Source organism: Pseudomonas sp. WT-JTC, from assembly GCF_056711565.1.
The window spans coordinates 5,199,295-5,222,893 of record NZ_CM160042.1 but is presented as its reverse complement, the minus strand read 5'-3'; the positions used below and the strand labels follow the sequence as shown (position 1 = coordinate 5,222,893).

The following is a 23,599-nucleotide window of genomic DNA, read 5'->3' as shown; positions in this document are numbered from 1 at the left end:
CAGGGTTTTGGGTCGGCTCCAGGTCTTTGGGTCAGACGTGGAAGTAACCCACGCACGAATCGAACGGCAGGCGCTTGAGTTCGATCTTGTTCAGGTCGAGCACTTCACGCAGGGCTTTGGTTTCGCCAGGGAAGTTGCGGTAGGCGACTTCATCGAGCACCACGATCGCGCCTTTGGGCATGTACGGCAGGAAGGTTTCCAGCGCGACTTTGGTCGACTCGTACAGGTCGGTGTCGAGGATCAGCATGGCCACGACCAGGTCCGGTCGGGTCTTGACCCACTCCGGTACGGTCTTGACGATGTCGCCCTTGACCAGCTCGCAGCGCGGAATGCGGTTGACCGGGCGCAACAGGTCGTTGGCGTCGATCATGTCCTGGATCAGCGACTGGTCGGTGTCGGCGAACATGGTCTCGTTGACGTCGGCCGGGTCTTCTTTCTTGTCGATGCTCTGGAAGCCTTCGAAGGTGTCGAAACCCACGATCGAGCGGTTGATCGCATACGGTTCGAGAATCATCGACAGGTGCATGTAGAGCATCAACGAGTTGCCCTTGTACACGCCGCACTCGATGATCGCGCCCGGTACTTCAGCGACCTTCTTGAACAGTTCCATGCGCGACAACGCGGCGGTCACGCCGATGCGGTTGGCGAAGACGAATGGGGCGTCGGCCACGTATTCGGCATCGACTCGTTTCAGAACGCCGGAACGGGTTTCGTTGTACTGGGCCTCGGCGGGCGTGATGCGACGCTTGGTCATTGCTGGATTCCTCGGAAATTCGAAAAGTCGTGGGCGTGGAAGTAGTCTTTGAAGCCGGCGCCGACATCCGGGCAGGCGCTGTCGACGTTAATTGCGCCGCGCTGGTGCTTGAGGTCGTCGAGGTGCATCAGGCGAAAGTCCACACTGAAGCGGGTTTGTTGCGTGTAATTGGGTACGGTGCCGTGCAGGTGCGAACCGGAGAACACCAGCATCTCGGCCGTGTTGCCGGCAATGCGCAGTTCGCTGGCATCGTTGATCGCTTCGGTGGGCACCGGGTGTTGGCGCGCCTCTTCCTTGACGTTGTCCTTGGCGCGCTGGCGTTGCACGTCGATCCAGTCAGACAGGCTCCACTGCGCCGAGGTGTTTTGCACCGGGACGTCGAAGTAGGCCGGGTTGATCATCATGGTCTGGTCAGGCTGGATCGTGTAGACCGGCATCCAGGTATTGATCTGGCAGTCGACACCGCCGTACCAGGTATCGCGATGGGGCTTGTAGGCATAGCTGACGCCGGCGTGCAGGTAGTCGTAGTTGGGCACGACACGGATGCGCGGTACGTCGAAAATGAATTCCTCGGGAGCGGCACCGATCTCGTCGGTGAAGCTGCGGATCAGTTCCTTGGCCCGCAGGCTGTTGGTGAACTGGCCCTTGAGGCGAGTCACCAGCACCACGAACTCTTCCACCGGCATCAGCGTGTGCAGCGCCTGGTGGTTGGTTTCGCCATCGAAGGCGGCCGTGATGCTTTCCTGCGCGAACGCACAGAGTTCTTTGGCGGCGCGTAACTGCGTGTTCAGGAAAATATCGCCCGCGTAAATGGCTTCTTTAAAGTCAGCTTTCTGTTGCAGCTGATTGATGTACAGATTCACGGTTCCTCTCCTGAATACATCGAGTGTCTTATGAGTCGGCATCGCGCTAACAAACTGAAGGGCTGCCGGAGGCGTGGTGCGTCAATAAAGCGCAAGCCCTCGAGTTTGTGAGCAAATGCCGTGCCGCTGGACGAAAAAAATCCCGACGGGAAAACCCGCCGGGATGATGTGCTTGGAACCTGTACCCTGTGGGAGCGGGCTTGCTCGCGAAGGCGGTGTGTCAGTCGACTGCAGTGCTGTCTGACACACCGCCTTCGCGAGCAAGCCCGCTCCCACACACACAGACATGTTTTGCAGCGATTCAGAACAACTGCGTGAACAACCAGTACAGGCTACCCGACAGCAGGATCGCCGCCGGCAAGGTCAGCACCCAGGCCATCAGCAGGTTGCGGATGGTCTTCATCTGCAAACCGCCTCCGTTGGCGACCATGGTCCCGGCCACGCCCGAGGACAGCACGTGAGTGGTCGACACCGGCAGGCCGAACATGTCGGCGGCGCCGATGGTCAGCATCGCCACGGTTTCTGCCGAGGCGCCCTGGGCGTAGGTCAGGTGGGTCTTGCCGATTTTCTCGCCGACGGTCACCACGATGCGCTTCCAGCCGACCATGGTGCCCAGGCCCAGGGCGATGGCCACGGCGATTTTCACCCACAACGGAATGAACCGCGTGGCGTTGTCGATCTGTTGCTTGAACAGTTGCAGCTTGCCGCTGGTGTCGGCGTCGAAATTGCCGACCTTGTTCTTGTCCATCAGGCGAATGGTTTCGCTGCTCAAATACATGTCGTTACGCACGTTGCCCACGGCTTCGGCCGGGACTTTCGACAGCGAGCCATAGCTTTTCACCTGGGCGCCGATGCTGCCGGTCAGCGCCGCCAGCGCCGGCACCAATTGCGGGGTCGCTTCCTTGGAACGCACGTATTCGGACAACACCGGACGCGGGTCGGCGGGTGCTGGCAGCGGCGCAGCTTTCACCAACGCTTGCTGGGTGACTTCGGCGACCGCGGCGAACTGCAACGCTTGATCCGCCGGCATGGTGCGGTTCAACGCGTACGCCATAGGCAGCGTGCCCACCAGAATCAGCATGATCAGGCCCATGCCTTTCTGGCCGTCGTTCGAACCGTGGGCAAACGACACGCCGGTGCAGGTCATGATCAGCAGGCCGCGAATCCACCATGGCGGCGGGGTCTGGCCCTTTGGCTCCTTGTACAGCGCACGGTTCTTGACGAACGCGCGCAGGGCCAGCAACAGCAGCGCGGCGCAGCCGAAGCCGACCAGAGGCGAGAGCAGCAGCGCGTAACCGATCTTGGTTGCCTGGGCCCAGTCCACACCGCTGGTACCGTCGCGGCCGTGCATCAGGGCATTGGCCACGCCGACCCCGATGATCGAACCGATCAGGGTGTGCGATGACGACGCTGGCAGCCCCAGCCACCAGGTGCCGAGGTTCCACAGGATCGCGGCGATCAGCAGGGCGAAGATCATCGCGAAGCCGGCGGACGAGCCGACTTGCAGGATCAGCTCCACCGGCAGCAGGGCGATGATGCCGAACGCCACCGCGCCGCTGGACAGCAGCACCCCGAGGAAATTGAAGAAACCGGACCAGACCACCGCCACGTTCGGCGGCAGCGAGTGGGTGTAGATCACCGTGGCCACCGCGTTGGCGGTGTCGTGGAAGCCGTTGACGAACTCAAAGCCCAGGGCGATCAGCAGCGCCACGCCGAGCAGCAGGAACGGCGTCCAGGTGGTCACCACCGTTCCGAGTTCGTTCATGTCGTGCATCAGGCTGTAGGCGGTAAACAACAAGCCGATGGCCAGCACGGCAACAAACACCACAATGGTGATCAGGCCGGGTTTTTTGTCGAAATGCGGTTTGGCGCTACTGGCGGGTGCCGGGGCGGCGGAGAAGGAGGGCGTAGCCATCACGGACATTCCTGAGGAGGGAAGGAGTACCGGTGATAATCGTTGCCAATTGTTACAGGGAGACTGCTCTGGGTCAGTGTTCAGGCTTTTTGCAGGGCCGCTGATCTGAAGTCACCTGCCTGTGGAAGTGAACCCTGGAACCTGTGGGAGCGGGCTTGCTCGCGAAGGCGATGTGTCATTCAACTTTGATATTGACTGACCCGACGCCTTCGCGAGCAAGCCCGCTCCCACAGGGACTGCAGGTGCGCTCAATAATCCTGCTGCTTGCGAAACGCCCAGCGTCCGGCGAACACGGTAAACGTCGCGACCAGCGCCACAAGGATCCAGAAACCTTCCGGATCACCGGCCAGCGGAATACCACCGACGTTCATGCCGAAGAAGCCGGCGATGATGTTGATCGGCAGCGCCAGCACCGTCACCACCGTCAGGGTGAACAGCGTGCGGTTGGTCTGTTCGTTGATGTTGGCGGCGATCTCTTCCTGCAACAGCTTGATCCGCTCACCCAGCGCCGTGAGGTCGTTGATGATCAGCGCAAACTCCTCGGTGGATTTGCGCAATTCCTTCACGTCTTCCTTTTGCAGCCATTGCGGCGGCCGGTTGAGCAGGCGCAGCAACGAGCCTGGCTCCAGCGCCAGCAGCCGTTGCAATCGCACCAGCACCCGGCGATTGGCGCCCAGCTCGGCGCGGTTGGTCGACAACCGCGAGGAGAGCAATTCGTCTTCGATCTGATCCACGCTCTGGCTAGTCTTGCGCACGATCTGGGTCAGCACTTCCCCCTGATCGCGCAGCAGATGCACCAGCAGTTCCAGCGGCGAGCGAAAGCATTCCCGGGCCTTCACCGACGAGCGCAATTTGTCCACCGAGTGCAGCGGTTGCAGGCGGGCGCTGATGATCAGTCGACTGCGGGCGCACACCCACAGGGTCGAGACATCCGACGACACCATGTTGCTGAGGTTGAACACCACGTCGTTGACCACCGCCAGCAACGCAGAGTCGACATGCTCGATGCGCGTCGAGCGTGAGCCTTCGTGCAGCGCTTCGAAAAACTCCTCGGGCAATTCCAGATGACTCTTCATCCAGCGTTCGCACGCGGCGTGCGCGAGGTTCAGGTGCAGCCACAGAAATTGCTCGTCGCTTTCCGGTTGTTGCAGGTACTGCAAGGCCTCGGCGGAATTGATTTCCCGACCGGCCTCACCGGGGCGAAAACTGAAACCGTAGAGCAGGCCGAACAGATCCGTGTCGCGATGGCTTTGATCGATGCTGTGGTTCATGAGGACTCGCAAGGGGAGGCGCCTGTCACGTGTTTTACAGGTTCACTTGAGCGGCATCATCGCAAGCCGGGATGACGTTTTTGTGACAGGAAAATAAACGCATACGATTGCTCTGTCGGCGGACTGGATTGTCTTAAGAACCGCTCTGGCACACCGATCACGCGGGGGGCTGTTGCGCGCAGTCGGCGATCGGCCAGCAATAACCTGCACGGTTTGTCGGGGCAGTTGAACGAGGTGACGGCACGCCTGAGCGCTTGAATCCCGAATGCGCAAAAGCCGCACGACTTCTCAATCGTGCGGCTTTTGTGTGTTTCGGGATCAGGTGTCCTGTTTGTTTTTCAGGACCTTGCCGTTGGAGGCATCGATGTCCACATCCCACTCGACGTTCCTGGCGTCACGCAGTTCGATTTCGTACTCGTAACCGTTGAAGTGGTTGTCCAGTTCGGTTTTGGTGATCGTTGCACCCGGGTGCAGATCCAGCGCGATCTTGTTCAGGTCTTCCAGCGGCTTGATCTTGCCGTCCTTGACCAGTTGCGGGATCGTATCGACCCGCACATCGGCCTGGGCCAGGCCCGCGCCGAGGGTCAGGGTTGCAGCGGTAAACAAAGCAGTCAGGGTCTTCATGGGATGCTTTCCTTGGGCGATCCGTTCAAGTGAGATCAGGTTAGCGTGGGTAACTTAATCCACCCTTAAATCCCCCGGCATGTCCTGCATCAATCCCTGTGGGAATGTGTGTTCGCCGCAAATTTTGCTGGCACACGCATAACCTGTGGGAGCGGGCTTGCTCGCGAAGAGGCCATCAGCTTCAACATCAACATCGACTGACACTCCGCTTTCGCGAGCAAGCCCGCTCCCACAGGTTTTGTGCAATTCTGAATCAATACCCGTTGTTTTTTAGCACCTGCGCCACATTCGCCGCCGGACGTTTATAAAACTTCAACAACTCTCTGGCGCGGTTGGTGAAAATACCGTCGACTCCGGCGTCCATGACTTTCTGGTAGTCCACCGCCTCGTCGACGGTATAGACGTGTACCAACAGGCCCTGACTGTGGGTGTACTGGTTCATCCACGGTTGCACCAGGTCCGAATAGCTCTGGTCGCCACCCTGGGTCAGTGCGGCGGACGGTCCTGTGCCAATGGCGCCCTGGGCCTTGGCGTAGTCGATCCACTGCTGGAATTCGGCCTTGTCCTTCGGTTCCTGACTGGCGTAGTAAGCGGCCTTGTCCTTTGCGCCGGACTCGGCAAATGTCACCTTGGACTTGGGCTCGATACTGCCTTCACCGACCCACAACAGCAGGATCTTCGGCACCGCCGGCATTTCTTTTTGCAGCAGTTCGAGGCTGCTCTTCTCAAAGGTCTGCAGGACCACCTTGCCTTTGCCCTGGCCGACCGCCAGTTCGCTTTTCGCCAGTTTCGAACCGGTAGGGCTCAGCCAGCCACGGTCCTGAAGTTTTTCCTTGAGGTCGCGTTCGATGCCGGGAAACTGCTTCGGCTCCTTGGTCTCGATATACAGGCCTGGCTTGTGCAAGGCGTTGCCCTCGGCGATGTCGATGACTTCATCAAGGGTCAGAATCTTCAGGCCGGCGAAGGCCGGGCGCGCGCGATCCGGGTACGCGGCGTTGAACCAGCTGCCCGCATCCAGGGTTTTCAGCTCGGCCATGGTGAACGCAGTGGCCGGGCTGTCCTTGCGCTCGGGGAATTTGCTGGCGACGTCAGTGGTGCGTTGCAGGTTGTTGTCGTGCAGGGCAAACAGCACGCCATCCTTGCTGCGTTGCAGGTCCATTTCCAGGTAGTCGGCGCCCAGGTCGCGGGCAGCCTTGTAGGCGGCGGCAGTGGATTCCGGTGCATCGAAAGACGCGCCACGGTGAGCGATCACAGCCGGATGCGGAATACCCGAACGGGTTGCCAGCGCCGTCGGGCCGGGTTCGCTGGTGGCCTGTGCCTGGCCGAAGCCGAGCAACAGGCTCAGTAACAGGGCGCTTTTAGTAAAGGGTACAGGCATGGTCGAGATCCTTTCGCAATGAGGGGGGCGGTTCCTTTTAACAACTGATCATTGCACACGCTATCGCGAGAGCGACACAAACCTGTTCAATGCAGAATTTTTTCAGCGCTTTTGTGCGGTTCCTTGCAGTAATCTTGGCCTCGGCCATTTCCCCGGCAGAGGGAAACCCATGCACCTGCCTTGCGTGTAAACCATCGATCAGCGGTCCGTTGTGACCTTATGTGAGGTTTACCATGCGCATCACTTCCCAGCTCATCTGCCAGGCTGCCGACCAACTCAAAGGCTTCGTCGGCCTCAATCGCAAGACCGGGCACTACATCGTGCGCTTCAGCGAAGACTCGTTCGGCATGGACGTGGCGGACGACGGCATCATCCCGACCAGCGAGTTTGTCTGGGGTGCGGGGCCCGGGCAGGCCATGACGCTCAAGCGCGAATTGATTCAGTTGCTGCTGGAGCAGAACATCGATGAGCGGATCAACATCACCGAGCCCTTGCGGGTGTACATGAACCGGCGGGACGTGCCGGAGATTTCGGCGGTTCGCAGCCTTGTTCAGGGCTGAGTTTTTGCGGTGATTTGACGGGCCCCTTCGCGAGCAAGCCCGCTCCCACAAGTCTGATGGCAGCACACGAAACCTGTGGGAGCGGGCTTGCTCGCGAAGACGGCCTCAAGCACACCACATCATTTACAGGCTGAATTCGTAGGCCCGCTCAACCCTGCACACCCGCGTATGACACCGCGCATACCAGGTCGAGCGCCCACGTTCGCGAATCGCACTGTGCTGCGGATGATGCTTCCACGCCAGAATGGCCGCTTCACTGGCCCAGTACGACACAGTTATTCCCAACCCATCCTCACCCCGAGCCGATTCCACTCCGAGAAACCCCGGCTGTTCACGGGCCAGTTCGAGCATGCGTGCGGCCGCCTCGGCGTAACCCAGGTCGCCCTCGGTGCGCACCGAGGTGAAGATCACCGCGTAATAAGGCGTCGCTGGCGTATCGGCGATCATGCTGGCTGCCCCGCACAGGCTGCGACAAAGGCGCCAACCAGCGGCGGCGTGATGCCTTTGAGCGCCGCCCGCTCGGGCTGGAACAAGGTCGCGACAAAGAACGGATGGCCGCTGAGTTCGACCGCGCGCAGGCCTTGTTGCGAATCGTGGCCGACGGCGTGAAGTTCACGCTTGAGCAGCTCCCCTTCGAACTGCGGATTCACCCCATAACGACAGCGATAGCCTTCACGAATCTCGGTGTTTTCGTACGCCTGGGCGATCAACGAGCCTTCAGGCAAATGAATGGTATCGACCGCTTCCACCAGCGCGCACGTCAGCGGTGTCAGCAGCGCCCGTGTTGCATCGGGCGCCGTCTCGCCGTGTTCGGCATCCGACCAGCCCAGTACATTGCGCGCATATTCCAGCACCGCGTGTTGAAAACCACCGCAGGTGCCGAGGAAAGGTCGCCGTTGTTCGCGGGCAAAACGGATCGCTTGCAATGCGCCGTTCATGTTGCGATACGGGCTGGCCGGTACGCACCAGAAGCCGTCGAATCTGTGCAGTGGTGTTTCGGTGTGGATTTCATCGGTGGCCAGCCATTGCCATTGCAGGTTCAGGCCGGTGTACGCGGCGACCCTTTCGAGGGCAATGGGGATGGCTTGGTGGGCGGTGACCTGTGGGTCGTAGTCGCCGATCAGGGCGATGCGAATCGGGCGGGTTTCCATGGATGGCCTCTGCACTTGTTGATTCCTGTTGCCCACTATAGATTGGCGTTCACGCACTCAATATTGGCGTTTTCCCAAGTGATCAATGCAGCCACGCACTATCGACTGGACTACCCGGACCTGGCCCTGATCCTTGCGCTGGTACGCGGCGGCTCTCTGGCCCGGGCCGCACAGCTGTTGAAGGTGGATGTCTCGACGGTGTTTAGAGCGGTTCGCCGGCTGGAGGCTGCACTGGGTCAGCAACTGTTCGAAAAGAGCCGCGCCGGTTACTTGCCCTCCACCCTGGCGCAGTCCCTGGCTGAACAGGCCGAGCGCGCCGAGCAGGCGCTGGAGGCGGCGCGCATCGGTGTGGAGCAGGGCGGTGAAGTGATCAGCGGCATCGTGCGCCTGACCTGTACCGATTCGGTCCTGCAAGGTTTGCTGTTGCCGGCGCTGGCGCAGTTCATGCCGAATTATCCGGCGCTGACGCTCGAACTCAGCACGTCCAATGATTTTGCCAACCTCAGCCGTCGGGATGCCGATATCGCCCTGCGCCTGACCCGATCGCCACCGGAGCACCTGGTGGGACGGCGACTGGCGGATATTTCCTACCGCGTGTGCGCCAGCAAGCGATACCTGCAATCGGTCAACACCACAGACCTGGTCTCATTGACCTGGATCGCTCCGGACGACTTCCTGCCCGATCACCCGACCGTTACCTGGCGTCGCCAGGCCTTGCCGGGTGTAACGCCGGGCTATCGCTGTAACAGCATGCTTTCGGTTACCGAGCTGGTCAGGGCGGGGCTGGGCGTCGCGGCATTGCCGGACTTTTTGATCGGCGACGGACTGCAGCCGCTGGGCGAGCCGTTGCACGGATACGACACCGCACTGTGGCTGCTGACCCGTCCCGACTGCCGCGCGTTGCGCTCGGTGGTCACCTTGTTCGACGAGTTGGGGCGGGCGCTGAAACTGCCGTGAAGCCGTTCAGGCTTTTGGCTCATCCTTGTGCACGAAGTGTTGATGCATTTCCGTGGTCAGGTTTTCGATGCGCTCGGTGAGGGCCTTGGTCATCTCCGTGAGGCGGGTGTTCTGCTCAAGCAGCTCCAACAGTTGCGCGGTGTTTTTCGCGGCTTCTGCCTGTCGTTCGCTGTTGGCGATCGCCAGCGCTTCGCGGTGCTGCGCATCGGCATCGGTCTGGGCTTTGTCCCGCGCGGCCTGACGAGTCTGGGCTAACAGAATCAATGGTGCGGCATAGGCCGATTGCAGGCTGAAAGCCAGGTTGAGCAGGATGAACGGGTACGCGTCGAAGTGGGTGAAACCGGACAGGTTGAGGCACACCCAGGCCACCACGATCAGTGTTTGTGCGCCAAGAAAGGTCGGGGTGCCAAAGAATCGGGCAAAGGCTTCTGCGCGCAGGGCAAACTTGTCATTGCCAAAGGTCGGCGCCAGGTGGGCATGGGGGCGATGGAAACGCAGGTGATCGACGGGGGCTGCGGTTGCTTGGCTCGTGGTGGTCATGATGCTCTCTGTTTGTCTCCGGGACTGAGGCTCACTATAGCCTCAGCGCCAGTTTCATTCTGAAACACATGTACCGTTCAAATCAGCGCCATCAATCGTTCGACACCGCCGTCGACGTTGTCATTTATGACACCTGATAGCAGGCCAGAAACATGTCCAGCGCGGATTCGGCCACCCGGTGTTGTTCTTCGGGTGGCAAGCCCGGCTTGCCCATGGAAATCTGCGGCCAGAATGCAAAAGACTTGAGCAGCCCCTGCACCTGTTGCGCGGCAAAATCAGGGGCAATGGCTTTCAACCGGCCATCGGCCTGAGCGGCGCGAATCCATACCGTCAGCCCTTCTTCGCGTTCGCCCATTCGCGCCACCATGTCCTGCGCCCGTTCGGGGGAATGAATCGTCGCCGCTATCGCCACCCGAGCCAGGTCGAGAAAATTGTCATCGCCCAACATTTGCAGTTTGGCCATCAGCAATCTGCGCAATTGGTCGCGCAGCGGCAGGTCGGGACGGTAGGCCGTTTCCTGTTCTGCCGTTACCCGGGTCCATAACTGATTGAGGATCTCGGCGAACAACTCTTCCTTGCTGGGGAAGTGGTTGTACACGGTGCGCTTCGACACGCCGGCAGTGGCAGCAATCTTGTCCATGCTGGTGATCTCGAAACCGTTGTCACGGAATTCGTTGATCGCGGCTTGAATGATCGCTTGGCGTTTTCGGTCGGTGAGGCGCTGTGGAGCTGTCATAAGTACGCTTCGGCAGGAAAAAGGGGAGAATTACACTCGGTAGTTTACTTGTCATCGACTTTGATGCAACCTAGAAACTACACTGTGCAGTGTAATGTTTTGTTAATCCTGCCCAGTAAAAAATAGAAAGCCCGGCTGATGCGTGCGTGCCTTGGCCATTTATCGTCCCAAAGCGGAGAATCGCGTCATGCGCGGTTTTTCTGGAGTCATTCAGACATGGCCAATTCAATCTCTCCGGCGGACAACGCCTCCACACCCGAAGCGTCCCGACAGGCTCAAGGGCAGTATCAGAACTTCACGCCGATTCAGCGTTTAAGCTTTGGCAAAACCATGGGCATCCTGTGGAACGCGCTGTTCCACAAGCCGCAAAACACCCGCCCGAGCGCGCCCGTCCCGGTGCAAGCCCTGACTCAAGCCGCACTGATCGCAGCGCCCAACCACAGCGTCTATCGCCTGGGCCACTCCACCGTGTTGCTCAAGCTGCGCGACAAGTTCTGGATCACCGACCCGGTCTTCGCCGAGCGGGCCTCGCCCGTGCAATGGGCCGGCCCCAAGCGTTTTCACCAGCCACCGATCAGCCTGGAACAATTGCCACCAATTGAAGCGGTGATCCTGTCCCACGACCACTACGACCACCTGGATCATCAGGCGGTGTTGAAGCTCGCGGACAAGACCAAACACTTCCTTACCCCGCTGGGCGTAGGCGACACCCTGATCAAATGGGGCATCGACGCCAGCAAAGTCCGCCAACTGGATTGGTGGCAAGGCACGGAAGTCGATGGCATCCAGTTCATCGCTACCCCATCGCAGCACTTCTCCGGCCGTGGCCTGTTCGACAGCAACAGCACCCTCTGGGCCTCGTGGGTGATGATCGATGGCAACACGCGCATCTTCTTCAGCGGTGACAGCGGCTACTTCGACGGCTTCAAACGCATCGGCGAACAGTACGGCCCGTTTGACCTGACCCTGATGGAAACCGGCGCCTACAACGTCGACTGGCCGCACGTGCACATGCAACCCGAACAGACCCTGCAAGCCCACCTGGACCTCAAGGGCCGCTGGCTACTGCCGATCCACAACGGCACGTTCGACCTGTCGATGCACGCCTGGTACGAACCCTTCGACCGCATCCTGGCCCTGGCCTGGGAGCGCAACGTATCGATCACCACTCCGCAGATGGGAGAAGCGTTCAATCTGATGCATCCGCAGCGCGGTAGTGCGTGGTGGCTGGCGGTGGAAGGGGAGAGTGATCGGGTGGTGGCGCAGAACGCGTAGAGTGATGGGCCCCTGTAGGAGCGAGCTTGCTCGCGAAAAAAATCTGGACAACGCGATCATTCAGACAGCACGCGTTATCGTTAACGTCCATCGCGAGCCAGCTCGCTCCTACAGGGGGGGCATTTATCGTCAGTCGATGAGTTGGCTCACTCCACCATCGCAAAATCCGCGCGCCCAACCGGATTCGGCGTAGACCCTTTCACATTCATCCCTCGGCCCGGCGCAAACCCCGGGAAGAACACCAACCCTTCGGCTTCAAGCCGATAGGCCAGCGCCAGGCGCGTGACATCCAGCACTTCCTGGCGTGCCTCGAAACGTTGAATGGCCTCCACCGAAACCCGGGACTCCCGCGACAGCTCTTCCACACTCCAGCCCAGCATCGCTCGGGCCTGGGCGCAGTGGGTCGGGGTGAATTGGAAGAGGGCGATACGTTCCAGGGTGATTTTCATCGCTTGAGAGGCCATGGTGTTCTCCGGGCTCGAGAGTGTTGGTTCAAAATATACTGTGTTTTTGTACAGTTGTTTTGAGTCCGGATCAAACGCATTTTTTGATTTGTCTTTTCAGGCAGACGAACGGCGCTGCGCTTACTTGCCCGCCAACCCCGGCGCTTCCCGCACGATAAAGTGATCCAGATTCTCGATGTTGGCGCTGAACACGCCGAACGTCTGCTCGGGGTTTTTCTTGCTCGGCACCTGTTTCAATTCTGGCGTCACCCCATAAAAGAAGCAGTACAACTCCCGCCCGCTCTCGATGGCGTGCTTGATCTCCTCCAGGAACGCCTTGCGTTTGCGGTAGCTGTCGATCAGCTTTTTGCTCAGGTAAACATTGACCGAGTAAGGCTTCTTCTCGAGCCAGACCTTCTTCTCGAAGTCGATACGAAAGCTCTGGGTGTAGTCCTTGATCTCCTTGACCTTGCCCCAGTAAATCAGCCCCTTGTTGTCCTGCAGGTATTCGATCTTCTTGAAAAACGACCCGTAGGGCGCGGTGTGCTCGCCAATCTTCAGCGGCACGCGCTTGAGCAAATCCTTGTCGTCGAAGTTCGACACAAAACACTCCACCGGGTGGGCGAAGATGCTGGTCTTGTCCGGTGCCGATTCCCTGACCGGTTGCTCGACATTGCTTGCCGCCGAAGACGTCAACGACTCATCCCGCCCCCCATCCGCCGCGACCTTCGGGCTGAACGGCTTGCGCACATACTCGCGTCGAGTCAGCAACAGTTCCGATGGGAAATGTTCCTCGCGACTGTCATCCGTTTCTGCATCCTCCACACCCGACGCCGGTGTCTTCAGGCTCGCATAAGGACACCCCTCGACATGTCGCGTGCTCGGCAGGTTCTTGAAGTGTGGCGTGCGCACGTAATTCACATTCTTCGCGTTGAAGGTGCCCAGCTCATTGCTCGCATCGAACGCCAAACGACAGACATCGTTGGGGCACTGGAAATGCTCCCTGGCCGAATCGAACGCCATCGTCTCGTCGAAATTCAGATCCCGAACGTCATAGATCGACAACTTGTCGTTGAGGCTGAGGCAGTAGGCGAGGTCGAATTTCATGTCGGGTTCCAGGTCCTTTATGTGAGCAGCTTCCAGTGATGGCGCATTCGAAGCAATAGCTACACTGAGATCACTTCGGTATCGCCGGGTCTGCACAGTCCATCAAAGAGAGCGGTTTCATGAGCCAATCAGATGCTTCGCCGCCCCTCCCGGAGCCGGGCCGGATAGCACGCCGGGATGAACAGACCGGCTGGCGCCGCTGGCTACCGGGCCTGGGCATGCTGCGCGAATATCAATCGGCATGGTTGCGTTACGACATCGTGGCCGGCCTGGTGCTGACCACGATGCTGGTGCCGGTCGGTATCGCCTATGCGGTGGCTTCGGGCGTGCCCGGCATTTATGGCTTGTACGCGACTATCGTTCCGCTGCTGTTCTATGCCTTGTTCGGCCCCAGCCGGATTCTGGTGATGGGGCCGGATTCCTCCCTTGTGGCCGTCATCCTTGCGGTCATCATTCCACTCTCCGGCGGCGACCCGCAGCGAGCCGTCGCCCTGGCGGGGATGATGGCGATCGTCTCGGGAGCGGTGTGTATCCTGGCCGGTATCGCGCGCCTGGGTTTTGTGACCGAGCTGCTGTCCAAGCCGATCCGCTACGGCTACATGAACGGCATCGCACTGACCGTACTGATCAGCCAACTGCCCAAACTGTTCGGTTTTTCGATTGAGTCTGGCGGTCCGTTTAGTAGCCTATCGGCCATCGCCTCCGCGGTGATGGAGGGAAAGGTCAACTGGACCACCTTCATGGTCGGCGGGCTCACCCTGGCGGTGATCCTGCTGCTCAAACGATGGCCGCGACTGCCGGGCATCCTGATCGCCGTGGTTGGCGCGACAGTCGCCGTGGGTGTGCTCGACCTTGCGACCCGCGCCGGTGTGTCGGTCCTCGGTTCGCTCCCGCAAGGCTTGCCCGGCTTCGCCATCCCCTGGATCACCAGCGCCGATATCGTTCCGGTCGTGATCGGTGGCTGCGCCGTCGCACTGGTCTCGTTCGCCGACACCAGCGTGCTGTCTCGTGTCTACGCGGCGCGGACCCGTACTTACGTCAACCCGAACCAGGAAATGGTGGGCCTCGGCATCGCCAACCTGGCTGCCGGTTTTTTCCAAGGCTTCCCGATCAGCAGCAGCTCGTCACGTACGCCCGTGGCCGAGGCCGCCGGCGCCAAGACCCAAATGACCGGCGTCGTCGGCGCACTGGCGGTGGCCTTGCTGCTGGTGGTGGCACCGAACCTGCTGCAACACCTGCCGTCCAGCGCACTGGCGGCGGTCGTGATCGCTTCGGCCATTGGCCTGATCGAGATCAGCGACCTGCGACGGATCTATCGCATCCAGCGCTGGGAATGCTGGCTATCGATTGTCTGCACGGTCGGCGTGACCGTGTTCGGCGCGATCGAGGGCATCGGCCTGGCCATCGTGATTGCAGTCATTGAATTCCTCTGGGATGCCTGGCGCCCTTACTCCGCGGTATTGGGCCGCGCCGACGGGGTCAAGGGCTACCACGACATCAAACGCTATCCCGACGCGCACCTGATACCCGGCCTGGTCCTGTTTCGCTGGGATGCCCCCTTGTTTTTCGCCAACGCCGAACTGTTCAGCGACCGAGTGCTGGACGCCGTAGCGGCATCGCCCACCCCCGTGCGCTGGCTGGTGGTCGCCGCAGAACCGGTCACCAGCGTGGACGTGACCTCCGCCGACATGCTGGCCGAACTGGACGACACCCTGCATGCGGCAGGTATCGAGTTGTGCATTGCCGAGATGAAGGATCCGGTCAAGGACAAGCTCAAGCGCTTCGGGTTGTTTGCGCGGCTGGGGGAGACGGCGTTTTTTCCTACGGTTGGGACGGCTGTGGAGAGTTATGTGGCGAATTATCAGGTGGATTACAGGGAGCGGGAAGATAAAGGGAAGGGATTGTCGTGAAACCCGCGAGATCGATATAGAGACTTCACATCAAGGAGCGAACCATGCCGAACAACTGGCCCGCCGGGATTGAGCACGTCGTCGTGTTGATGATGGAAAACCGTTCGTTCGACCATTTGCTGGGGGACTACACAAGCATCAATGCCGCGTGTGACGGTATCAACCGCAAGGTGCCCAGCACCAACCCGCTGAAGCTGGCCAACGGCAATTCGACGGTGATCACCCAGGCATCGGAGTTCCCGGAGAACTACAGCCTGTGGGCGCCGCCGCCCCCTCTGCCTCCGGCGCTGCCGCCGGGCAACAGCGAGGGTTTCGACCTTGGCCACGAGTTCGTCAACGTGGAGAAACAACTGGGTGTGTCCTTCAAGACCAGCCCGGCCAACCCTACGCTCGCCGGTTTTGCCCAGGACGCCTACGACAAGGCCCGCAGCGACCTGAAGGTGTACAAAACCTGGTCGCAATCCATGGCCCAGCGGGCGATGAACTACATCCCGTTCGGCGCCACGCCAGCGAAGGATACGTTGCCGGCCATCCACGGATTGGCGCGTAACTTCACCGTGTGTGACCGCTGGTTTTCCTCGGTGCCAGGCCCGACCTGGCCGAACCGTTTTTTTGCCATGCTCGGCAGTTGCAATGGCCACCTGCTGATGCCCTCCGCGGGCACAGTACTGGCCGGTATCAAAAGCCTGATCGCGCAGTTCGGTGGCGAGAGTATTTTTTCGCTGCTGCGCAACAACGGCCACGACGCGCGGATTTATTCCGATGGCGCGATCCCGCTGGCGGCGCTGGTCAAGGGTGGTTTGCAGCACCTGAGCATCGACGACTTCAAGTCGGACGTCGTCGGCGACAAGCTCCCTGAACTGTCCTGGATCGAACCGAGCTATGGCCTGCTCAACGGCAAACTCGGGCCCAATGTGTCGCATCATCCACCCGAAGATTTGCGCTTCGGCGATCAGTTTGTCGGTGAGGTGTTCAATGCCTTGTCGGCCAATACAGCGGTCTGGAACAAAACCCTGTTCGTGCTGCTGTACGACGAACATGGCGGTTTCCATGACCACGTGGTGCCGCCGACCTGCGTGGCGACCGGTTCAACGGCCGATGTCCCGTGGAAAAACCCCTTCACCCGCCTCGGCGTTCGGGTTCCGGCGATCCTGGCTTCGCCGTGGCTCAAGCCAGGCTTGATTCCCTGGACGGGTAACGTCCAGGCCCAGCATTACGATCACACCAGCCTGCTGGCGTTTCTTTGCGATCACTTCAAACTGCCACGTAGCGCCCTCGGCCCGCGGGTGATCGCGGCGCAGCACTTCGGCAACGCACCTATCTGGCGCGCTGCACCGGGCGTAACGGCTGCGCCAAAACTGGCGGCCACCGTGGTGCCCAGTCGCGTCGGGTTGCCATTGATCGAGTCGGAACTGGCGACCCAGAGTCGGCAGGTGGTGGACAGCGCCACCGGTTACCTCGACGGCCTCGATCCAGAGCAGATCTGGAAGAGCAGCGCCCAATGGGTCAGCGGTTTTCTCGGCAACCGCAGCCGCGCCCTGGCCGATCCGGCTCAAGCCGCGCTCACGCCTGCCGCGCCCAGTGCGGACAGCCTGGAGGCGAAACTGCGGCGCTTGCAGGATTTGATGGTCACCGCCCAAGGACAAACCATTCGCCCCGTTGCAGTGCCTGCGAGCAAAGCCTTGGCAGAACCGGGAGCGGAAGTCGCACCAACACGGCTGCGCGTCCTGTGCCTGCCGGGTGTGGGGTTCACGCCAGCGGGCGAGGGGCAGGGCGGCATCGATGCAAACTGGCAGGACCAGTGGCGCACCTTGATCCGTACTCAACTGGCACAGAACGGTCGCCTCATCGATGACCAGGACATCGACTTCCTGTCCTTCGATGAGCAACTCAAGGAGGGGCCGGACTTCGCCCAGATTACCCGAGGCCTGGCGATGCTGAGCGCCGACGCCAGGGGCAAGGCCGACGAGAATTTCGGCAGTTGGGGCCTGCCGGTCAACCAGATGTTGCGCACCACCGTTGGTGCCATCGTGCAATGGATCGAAGACGCCGAGTTGCGCACTGAACTGACGCAGCATCTGTTGGCGAAGGTCGAGGCTTTCAATCCGCAGATCATCTTCGCCCAAGGGCTGGGCAGCCTGATCGGCTACGACGCCCTGCGCCGCTCGGTGGCAAAAAAAGGTACGGCCCTCAAGCGCATCGATGGCCGAGTGTTCGTCAGCTTCGGCTCACCGATCGCACTGCCGCTGGTGATGCGCGAAGTGTGGGGCGGGCGGGTGCTGCGCCTGAGCGAAAACGGCCGAGGCATCCGCCGCTGGTTCCACCTCCACAACCCCAACGACGGCTTGCTGACCCGGCCGATCACCTCGCCGGATTCCGCGCGGGTCGACCTGCAAACCGAATTCAGCGTGCCGCTGCGCGATGACCTGCTCGACCTCAATCACGCCGCCCAGGCCTACTTGTCCTCAGCCTCCAGCCAGAACGGCCTGTGGCCGCAACTGGCCCGCGATGTGGTGGCTGCGCGAGCGCTGGAAGTGCCGGCATTCCTGTCCCGTAGCGGCCAACGCAAACGTCGCGCCCTGGTGGTCGGCATCAACGACTACCTCGACCCGAGCGCACGCCTCGAGGGCTGCATCAACGACACCTACCTGATCAGCCGCATGCTGCAGGAAAGCGGCTACGACGCCGGCGACATCCGATTGCTGCACGACGCCCGAGCGACCCGAGCCAACTTCGTCGAGCGCCTCGAATGGCTGGTGGAAGGCGCCCGTGCCGGCGACGAGCGCGTACTGTTCTACTCCGGCCACGGCACTCAACTGCCGGTCTACAGCAGCAGCGGCGAAGCCGACTGCATGGACGAAACCCTGGTGCTCCACGACTTCGACTGGGACGACGAAAGCACCCACTTCACCGACAAACTGTTCCGCCAGTTCTACAGCCACCTGCCATTCGACCCGGACGGCCACGGCGCCAAACTCACCGTCATGTTCGACTGCTGCTACGCCGGCGGCATGACCCGCGGCAACGGCCGCGTGCGCGGCATCACCCCACCCAGCGACATCCGCCACCGCATGCTGCGCTGGGACCCCTACGCCGGCGACTGGGACCGCCGCGTCTACGCCACCGACGCCGACCGCCGCGACTTCAGCGAACAAGACAACAAAACCCGCGGCCTCACCCGCACCCGCACCACCCAAGGCGCCGCCACCGGCCTGCGCCCCGAGAAAAAAGCCCAACTGCTGCGCCAAGGCAAACTCTACGGCCACCACGGGCCGTACATGCCGCTGATGCTCTATGCCGCGCGGGAGAACGAAAAGGCCAATGAGTATGAGGTGGGGTCGAACAGCTATGGGGCGTTCACCTATGCCTTGGTTGAGCAATTGCGCAAGTTGCATCAGGAGGATGCGACGTTGGGGTTTGATCAGTTGATTGAACGGGTGGGGAGTGTGTTGAGCGCGAGGTCGTTGGGGCAGACGCCGGAGATTGTTGGGCCTAGTGGGGTTAGGGCGGCGGTGTGTCCGTGGCGGATTAGTGGGTTGGGGAGGTGAGGGCGCAGAGTATTGTCGTGGGAGAAATGAGATTGATGTAGCAGGCGAACAGCGGCTGGTCTATTCCACCGCTGCCCGCTATTGAGCAATAGCGCTTAGAAATAGTGGCTTTTCGCCCTATAACAAATTGAAACCCTTTGATACTTTGGTGAGTGTAGGAATTTTCCTACAGCCATTGTCGATAAGGACAGCACTCGTGGTGATCAAAGCGGTTTCGAAGGAACGAATAGACAAAGCGTTGCTGGAGTTTGATCGTAAATTTCGGAGTAAGCACGAGTGGCAGGGCTGGGAAAAAAACCTAGCTCACCGTTACGCCGTTCACTCGGGCGGTGAACTGTATCCGGCGAAGAAAATCGTCTCTCTGGCAACTGGCATTGCTGTAGGAAAATTCTCCGGTGGGCGCCCAACCAACAGTTACCTAGAAAAGCGAGGCTTCACTGTTGTGGAGTTACCGCGTGGAGAAGGCGAGCCTGTTTTGCAGTTCACGAAGGGGGCTGTTTACGACCGAAAAACCGAGATCAATGGACCGTTCGGTGGGAGCCTGCAAAGCGGCATTGCAGCATCCGCAACTTACCCTGCGATATTTTTGTTCACAGGCGATAGTGGTGAACAATACGGGTATGCCGACGATTGGGACAACGGTGCCTATCTTTATACCGGTGAAGGACAACGTGGGTCGATGACTTTGATCCGAGGCAACCGGGCCATCGCTGAGCATGCCGAGGATGGCCGAGCGCTGCACTTGTTTAAGTCTCTCGGCAAAGGTAAAGGCAACGAATACATGGGCGAGTTTTCTTGCGCCGACATGTTTGAGCGGACCCAGCCGGATGTGAGTGGCCAAGATCGGACGGCGATTGTTTTTCGGTTAGTCCCTGTGGGTATTCCTGGTGAATTAATTGAAGCTGAAGAACAGGATGAAGATGAGGCTGACCTTTCCGAGTCTCTGGCTGCGGCGCGGTTGGCTGCGCTGGCTGCATGTAAGCCTAGCAGCGATGATTTGGGGCTATCCGCTCCGCGTAAGATCTATCAGCGCAGCCGGAAGGTTGCGCACTATGTGCTGATGCGCGCCAAGGGCGAATGCGAGAGCTGTGAGAGGCCGGCTCCTTTTATGAAAAAGGATGGCACCCCCTACTTAGAGCCGCATCACGTAAACCGGCTCTCAGATGGTGGGTTAGATCACCCGCGCTATGTGGGAGCCGTGTGCCCAAGTTGCCATCGGGAAATTCATTCTGGAGTACATGGAGCGTTGGTGAATAAGAAGCTGAAGCAGCGGTTGGAAGCAATTGAAGGCTGATTGAAATGTGTGCCGAGGCAGTGAGGTCTGTTGCCTGCAAATATTGAGAGGCTGCGAATTGCTGGTTATGGAAATGAGGACAGTTAGTGAAGTGCTTATTGTAGGAAACCCATGCGTTCTCGTTCCTACAGACTGTCCTTAGTCCGTCGTGCGCTTCGACGACTGAAGCACTTGGGCTACCTTCCGCCACCAAGGCTTAGCTATCAACACCCGTCGCTGCGTTTGATCGTCTGACAGGTAAGGCATGTCCCGTAGCCGAATCCAACTTTCACCGCGCCAGTGCAGCAGATTTAACGACATTTCCGGCCAGTCCAACGAGCTCAACATCGGTCGATCCGCAGCATAAGGCTGCGCGGCATCGCGTAAGGCCTGCACAACCTGATTGGTCAGCCATTCGCGTAACAATCGATTTGCAGGGACATAGTGATACACCAATAGTGCATATACACCGGACTCGCTGAGCATTAGCTGTTTCCGTGGCTGTCGGAAGTATTCAATCCACAAGATACAGCGCTGATCCTTATCCAGTTTGCTGACCATGCGATCACTGAGATGGACACCCATCAAGCGGCCAATGTCACGGGCGCAGAACCACGGTTGATTTTCCAGCAGGAGGGCATGGAGCGGTAGGTTATGGAGGGTAAAGATCATTGGATGGAAAGGATCAGAGATTACTGATCGGTGTGAAGTATCTGCAGGCATACCCATTACCTCTACGTATAAAGTTGAAAAGGGCCAGAGCCCGACGTAGAGGATCTAAGAAATCCCAACAAGCGATTCTCCTACACACAGGATTGCGCAGGCATGGCGGATGCCAGCATGCATTCTGTGTGATGAAGTTGCTTCTACGTTGGGCGTTTCTTAGGCGCTTGCAATAAAGTTTAGAGCTGCTTGGAGTGGCCCTCAATACAGAATGTGCTGGATCTTCTGTAGGCGGTTTAGCTACTACTGAGATTGCTCGTAGGTGTTTTCCTACCCTACAAAAAAGCCCCGATCAGATCGGGGCTTTCAGATGTTCGATTTGTCGATTCAAGTCGTCAAATCGCGGCTAGCTCAGGAATCAATCCCAGCTCAGCGCTCCACCAGTCTGATACTCAATAACCCGAGTCTCAAAGAAGTTCTTCTCTTTCTTCAAGTCCATGATCTCGCTCATCCAAGGGAACGGGTTAGTCGTCCCTGGGTACTCTTCCTTCAAACCAATCTGCGACAGGCGACGGTTAGCGATGAACTTGAGATAGTCCTCCATCATCGCCGCATTCATGCCCAACACCCCACGAGGCATGGTGTCACGAGCGTATTCGATCTCCAGCTGAGTACCTTGCAGAATCATCTGCGAAGCTTCTTCCTTCATCTCGGCATCCCACAAATGCGGGTTTTCGATTTTGATCTGGTTGATCACGTCGATGCCGAAGTTCAGGTGCATGGATTCGTCGCGCAGGATGTATTGGAACTGCTCGGCGACGCCGGTCATTTTGTTGCGGCGGCCCATGGAGAGGATCTGGGTGAAGCCGCAGTAGAAGAAGATGCCTTCCAGGACGCAGTAGTAGGCGATCAGGTTGCGCAGCAGTTCTTTGTCGGTTTCGACGGTGCCGGTTTCGAACTTCGGATCGGAGATCGAGCGGGTGTATTTCAGGCCCCAGGTGGCTTTTTTCGCGACCGACGGGATCTCGTGGTACATGTTGAAGATTTCGCCTTCATCCATGGCCAGCGATTCGATGCAGTACTGGTAGGCGTGGGTGTGGATCGCTTCTTCGAAAGCCTGGCGCAGGATGTACTGGCGGCATTCCGGGTTGGTGATCAGGCGGTACACGGCCAGGACCAGGTTGTTGGCAACCAGGGAGTCGGCGGTGGAGAAGAAGCCGAGGTTGCGCATCACGATGCGGCGCTCGTCGTCGGTCAGGCCTTCCGGGTTTTTCCAGAGGGCGATGTCGGCGGTCATGTTGACTTCTTGCGGCATCCAGTGGTTTGCGCAGCCGTCCAGGTACTTCTGCCAGGCCCAGTCGTACTTGAAGGGTACGAGTTGGTTGAGGTCGGCGCGGCAGTTGATCATGCGCTTTTCGTCAACGGCGACACGGGCGGAGGCGCCTTCGAGTTCGGCGAGGCCTTCGGCGACGTCGAGCGAATCCAGGGCGGCCTTGGCGCGGGCAACGGCGGCGGAGTCAGCGGCGGTCACGGCACGGGCTTCCAGGGCGGCGGCACCGCCAGCGCTGTCGAGACGGTCCATGTTGGCTTCGGCGGCGTGGCCGGCGTTGGCGCTCTTGACTGCTACTTCCGTGTCTTCTTTGTCGAATTCGTCCCAGCTCAGCATGACGTGTCGTCTCCTGCGTGAGGGCCAGTGTGCCCGTGTGAAATTGGATAGGTCGGTTTTTCACACGGCCTTACTGGCCGCGTTGGATCTAAAGGAATCGTTTTTTGCAGCAGCTATACGCAGGCATCAAACAGAATTTTGTACGGGGTTCCGAGAGCCACTGATGGGCGCAGCAAGCGTTGATCGCTTGTGCGAGGCTTCAGACTGGCTTTTCATCCCTGTAAGGGAATATTGCAGGCCCGTTTAACCCCCGCATTATAGGGAAGTTTTGCGTGCTGTGGTGCGACGAAATGGCTCACGGATCGGTCGACGGCGACCGTTTTTCGGTCAGAGCGAGGGTTTACAGGGCTTTGAACGATGTTGGCGGGGGGGAGATTTTTTTTCGTGATTTTTTGCCCTGGATTATTTTTGCTCAAGAAATAACCAAAAAAGGCTTTTTTCACTACATCTTGTGTTTCTGTGGGGTTTTCTCAGGCTCCAGACACAACTAAGCCCGACCGAAGTCGGGCCATGAAGTCACGCTGGCGGCTCAGCTCAGGCGAGCGGCACCGATGTGATCGGCACCATCGGCGGCGAGGCGGGCGGCGCCGGTGTGATCAGCGCCGTCGGCAGCGAGTTTGCCTGCGCCAATGTGGTCTGCGCCATCGGCTGCGAAGGACGCTGAGCCGGTGTGGTCGTAATCGTCGGAAGCGACAGAGGCTTCGCTGGTGTACACGGCCGAGCCGGTGCGGTCGTAACCATCGGCAGCGAAGGTGTTGGCAGCCAGCACGGAGAGGGTCAGGGCGAGGATCAGTTGGGTTTTCATGGTCGTTGCTCCAGTTTCGAAGGCGTTGTTTGTCTTGGGTTGAGATTGATACTACGCCGACTATTTCGATTAAAAAGCGCAAATAAATGCTTAAAATAATCGATTTATTCGATTATTAAGGTTCGGCGCTTCATCTACCTGATTGCGGTGGGTGGGTCGA

21 protein-coding genes are annotated in these 23,599 nt (G+C 59.5%); 6 read left to right on the top strand and 15 right to left on the bottom strand.

Translation table 11 applies throughout. The annotated features are described in order from the left end of the window. Positions 1 to 31: 31 nt before the first annotated feature. The 6 genes from AC06G5_RS23655 to AC06G5_RS23630 form a co-directional block, all read right to left on the bottom strand. Positions 32 to 754 (bottom strand): TylF/MycF/NovP-related O-methyltransferase, encoded by a 723-nt coding sequence (locus tag AC06G5_RS23655; protein WP_085717129.1) that lies wholly within the window; start codon positions 752 to 754, stop codon positions 32 to 34. Next, positions 751 to 1,617, bottom strand: a complete 867-nt coding sequence (locus AC06G5_RS23650; protein ID WP_480458433.1) for a hypothetical protein — start codon at positions 1,615 to 1,617, stop codon at positions 751 to 753. The genes AC06G5_RS23655 and AC06G5_RS23650 overlap by 4 nt, the downstream gene beginning before the upstream one ends. 301 nt (positions 1,618 to 1,918) lie before the next feature. Beyond that, on the bottom strand, positions 1,919 to 3,532 hold the full coding sequence (locus tag AC06G5_RS23645; RefSeq protein WP_413427339.1) for an inorganic phosphate transporter: 1,614 nt from the start codon (positions 3,530 to 3,532) through the stop codon (positions 1,919 to 1,921). Between the two features lie 248 nt (positions 3,533 to 3,780). Further along, positions 3,781 to 4,803 carry a transporter gene (locus AC06G5_RS23640; RefSeq protein WP_480458431.1) on the bottom strand — a complete coding sequence of 341 codons (1,023 nt, stop codon included), beginning with the start codon at positions 4,801 to 4,803 and terminating at the stop codon, positions 3,781 to 3,783. A 318-nt stretch (positions 4,804 to 5,121) separates the two neighbouring features. After that, positions 5,122 to 5,427 (bottom strand): PepSY domain-containing protein, encoded by a 306-nt coding sequence (locus AC06G5_RS23635; protein ID WP_413427340.1) that lies wholly within the window; start codon positions 5,425 to 5,427, stop codon positions 5,122 to 5,124. Between the two features lie 253 nt (positions 5,428 to 5,680). Continuing rightward, the gene (locus AC06G5_RS23630; protein ID WP_413427341.1) at positions 5,681 to 6,805 is read right to left on the bottom strand and encodes a glycerophosphodiester phosphodiesterase; all 1,125 of its coding nucleotides are present in this window, start codon (positions 6,803 to 6,805) and stop codon (positions 5,681 to 5,683) included. A gap of 233 nt (positions 6,806 to 7,038) precedes the next feature. Between AC06G5_RS23630 and AC06G5_RS23625 the strand changes: the two genes are divergently transcribed. Next, positions 7,039 to 7,365 carry a DUF2025 family protein gene (locus tag AC06G5_RS23625; RefSeq protein WP_413704119.1) on the top strand — a complete coding sequence of 109 codons (327 nt, stop codon included), beginning with the start codon at positions 7,039 to 7,041 and terminating at the stop codon, positions 7,363 to 7,365. A gap of 123 nt (positions 7,366 to 7,488) precedes the next feature. On the opposite strand, the gene AC06G5_RS23620 is transcribed toward AC06G5_RS23625, so the two are convergent. Beyond that, positions 7,489 to 7,812 (bottom strand): antibiotic biosynthesis monooxygenase family protein, encoded by a 324-nt coding sequence (locus AC06G5_RS23620; protein WP_085717136.1) that lies wholly within the window; start codon positions 7,810 to 7,812, stop codon positions 7,489 to 7,491. After that, complete coding sequence (locus AC06G5_RS23615; RefSeq protein ID WP_480458428.1) at positions 7,809 to 8,516, bottom strand: CTP synthase C-terminal region-related (seleno)protein; 708 nt, start codon at positions 8,514 to 8,516, stop codon at positions 7,809 to 7,811. Before AC06G5_RS23615 ends, AC06G5_RS23620 begins: the two co-directional genes overlap by 4 nt. 15 nt (positions 8,517 to 8,531) lie before the next feature. Here AC06G5_RS23615 and AC06G5_RS23610 point away from each other — a divergent pair, with 15 nt between their 5' ends. Then, positions 8,532 to 9,473 carry a LysR family transcriptional regulator gene (locus tag AC06G5_RS23610; RefSeq protein WP_480458427.1) on the top strand — a complete coding sequence of 314 codons (942 nt, stop codon included), beginning with the start codon at positions 8,532 to 8,534 and terminating at the stop codon, positions 9,471 to 9,473. A 6-nt stretch (positions 9,474 to 9,479) separates the two neighbouring features. Here the strand turns inward: AC06G5_RS23610 and AC06G5_RS23605 are convergent, their stop codons facing one another. After that, a complete protein-coding gene (locus AC06G5_RS23605) occupies positions 9,480 to 10,013 on the bottom strand; it encodes a DUF1003 domain-containing protein (RefSeq protein ID WP_413427344.1) in 534 nt (177 codons plus the stop codon). A 124-nt stretch (positions 10,014 to 10,137) separates the two neighbouring features. Then, positions 10,138 to 10,749, bottom strand: coding sequence for a TetR/AcrR family transcriptional regulator (locus tag AC06G5_RS23600; protein ID WP_413427345.1), 612 nt, complete (start codon positions 10,747 to 10,749; stop codon positions 10,138 to 10,140). Between the two features lie 216 nt (positions 10,750 to 10,965). On the opposite strand from AC06G5_RS23600, the gene AC06G5_RS23595 reads away from it, so the two are divergent. After that, positions 10,966 to 12,024 (top strand): MBL fold metallo-hydrolase, encoded by a 1,059-nt coding sequence (locus tag AC06G5_RS23595; RefSeq protein ID WP_413704121.1) that lies wholly within the window; start codon positions 10,966 to 10,968, stop codon positions 12,022 to 12,024. Between the two features lie 146 nt (positions 12,025 to 12,170). On the opposite strand, the gene AC06G5_RS23590 is transcribed toward AC06G5_RS23595, so the two are convergent. Together AC06G5_RS23590 and AC06G5_RS23585 are read right to left on the bottom strand one after the other, a co-directional pair. Further along, entirely contained in the window at positions 12,171 to 12,488 is a 318-nt protein-coding gene (locus AC06G5_RS23590) for a helix-turn-helix domain-containing protein (RefSeq protein WP_413427347.1), read from the bottom strand. Between the two features lie 120 nt (positions 12,489 to 12,608). Next, positions 12,609 to 13,574, bottom strand: a complete 966-nt coding sequence (locus AC06G5_RS23585) for a hypothetical protein (protein WP_413427348.1) — start codon at positions 13,572 to 13,574, stop codon at positions 12,609 to 12,611. Positions 13,575 to 13,693: 119 nt separating this feature from the next. Here AC06G5_RS23585 and AC06G5_RS23580 point away from each other — a divergent pair, with 119 nt between their 5' ends. The 3 genes from AC06G5_RS23580 to AC06G5_RS23570 all read left to right on the top strand — a co-directional run bounded on the left by AC06G5_RS23580 (position 13,694) and on the right by AC06G5_RS23570 (position 20,326). Beyond that, positions 13,694 to 15,484 (top strand): SulP family inorganic anion transporter, encoded by a 1,791-nt coding sequence (locus AC06G5_RS23580; RefSeq protein ID WP_480458424.1) that lies wholly within the window; start codon positions 13,694 to 13,696, stop codon positions 15,482 to 15,484. Between the two features lie 44 nt (positions 15,485 to 15,528). Further along, positions 15,529 to 19,032, top strand: coding sequence for an alkaline phosphatase family protein (locus AC06G5_RS23575; protein WP_480458423.1), 3,504 nt, complete (start codon positions 15,529 to 15,531; stop codon positions 19,030 to 19,032). A 196-nt stretch (positions 19,033 to 19,228) separates the two neighbouring features. After that, positions 19,229 to 20,326 carry an SRA domain-containing endonuclease gene (locus AC06G5_RS23570; RefSeq protein WP_413427351.1) on the top strand — a complete coding sequence of 366 codons (1,098 nt, stop codon included), beginning with the start codon at positions 19,229 to 19,231 and terminating at the stop codon, positions 20,324 to 20,326. 138 nt (positions 20,327 to 20,464) lie between these two features. Here the strand turns inward: AC06G5_RS23570 and AC06G5_RS23565 are convergent, their stop codons facing one another. From AC06G5_RS23565 to AC06G5_RS23555, 3 genes are all read right to left on the bottom strand, one after another. Further along, the gene (locus tag AC06G5_RS23565; RefSeq protein ID WP_480458421.1) at positions 20,465 to 21,028 is read right to left on the bottom strand and encodes a BRO-N domain-containing protein; all 564 of its coding nucleotides are present in this window, start codon (positions 21,026 to 21,028) and stop codon (positions 20,465 to 20,467) included. Positions 21,029 to 21,386: 358 nt separating this feature from the next. Beyond that, on the bottom strand, positions 21,387 to 22,634 hold the full coding sequence (locus tag AC06G5_RS23560) for a ribonucleotide-diphosphate reductase subunit beta (RefSeq protein WP_008022799.1): 1,248 nt from the start codon (positions 22,632 to 22,634) through the stop codon (positions 21,387 to 21,389). A 529-nt stretch (positions 22,635 to 23,163) separates the two neighbouring features. Beyond that, positions 23,164 to 23,439 (bottom strand): hypothetical protein, encoded by a 276-nt coding sequence (locus AC06G5_RS23555; protein WP_480458420.1) that lies wholly within the window; start codon positions 23,437 to 23,439, stop codon positions 23,164 to 23,166. Between the last annotated feature and the right edge of the window lie 160 nt (positions 23,440 to 23,599).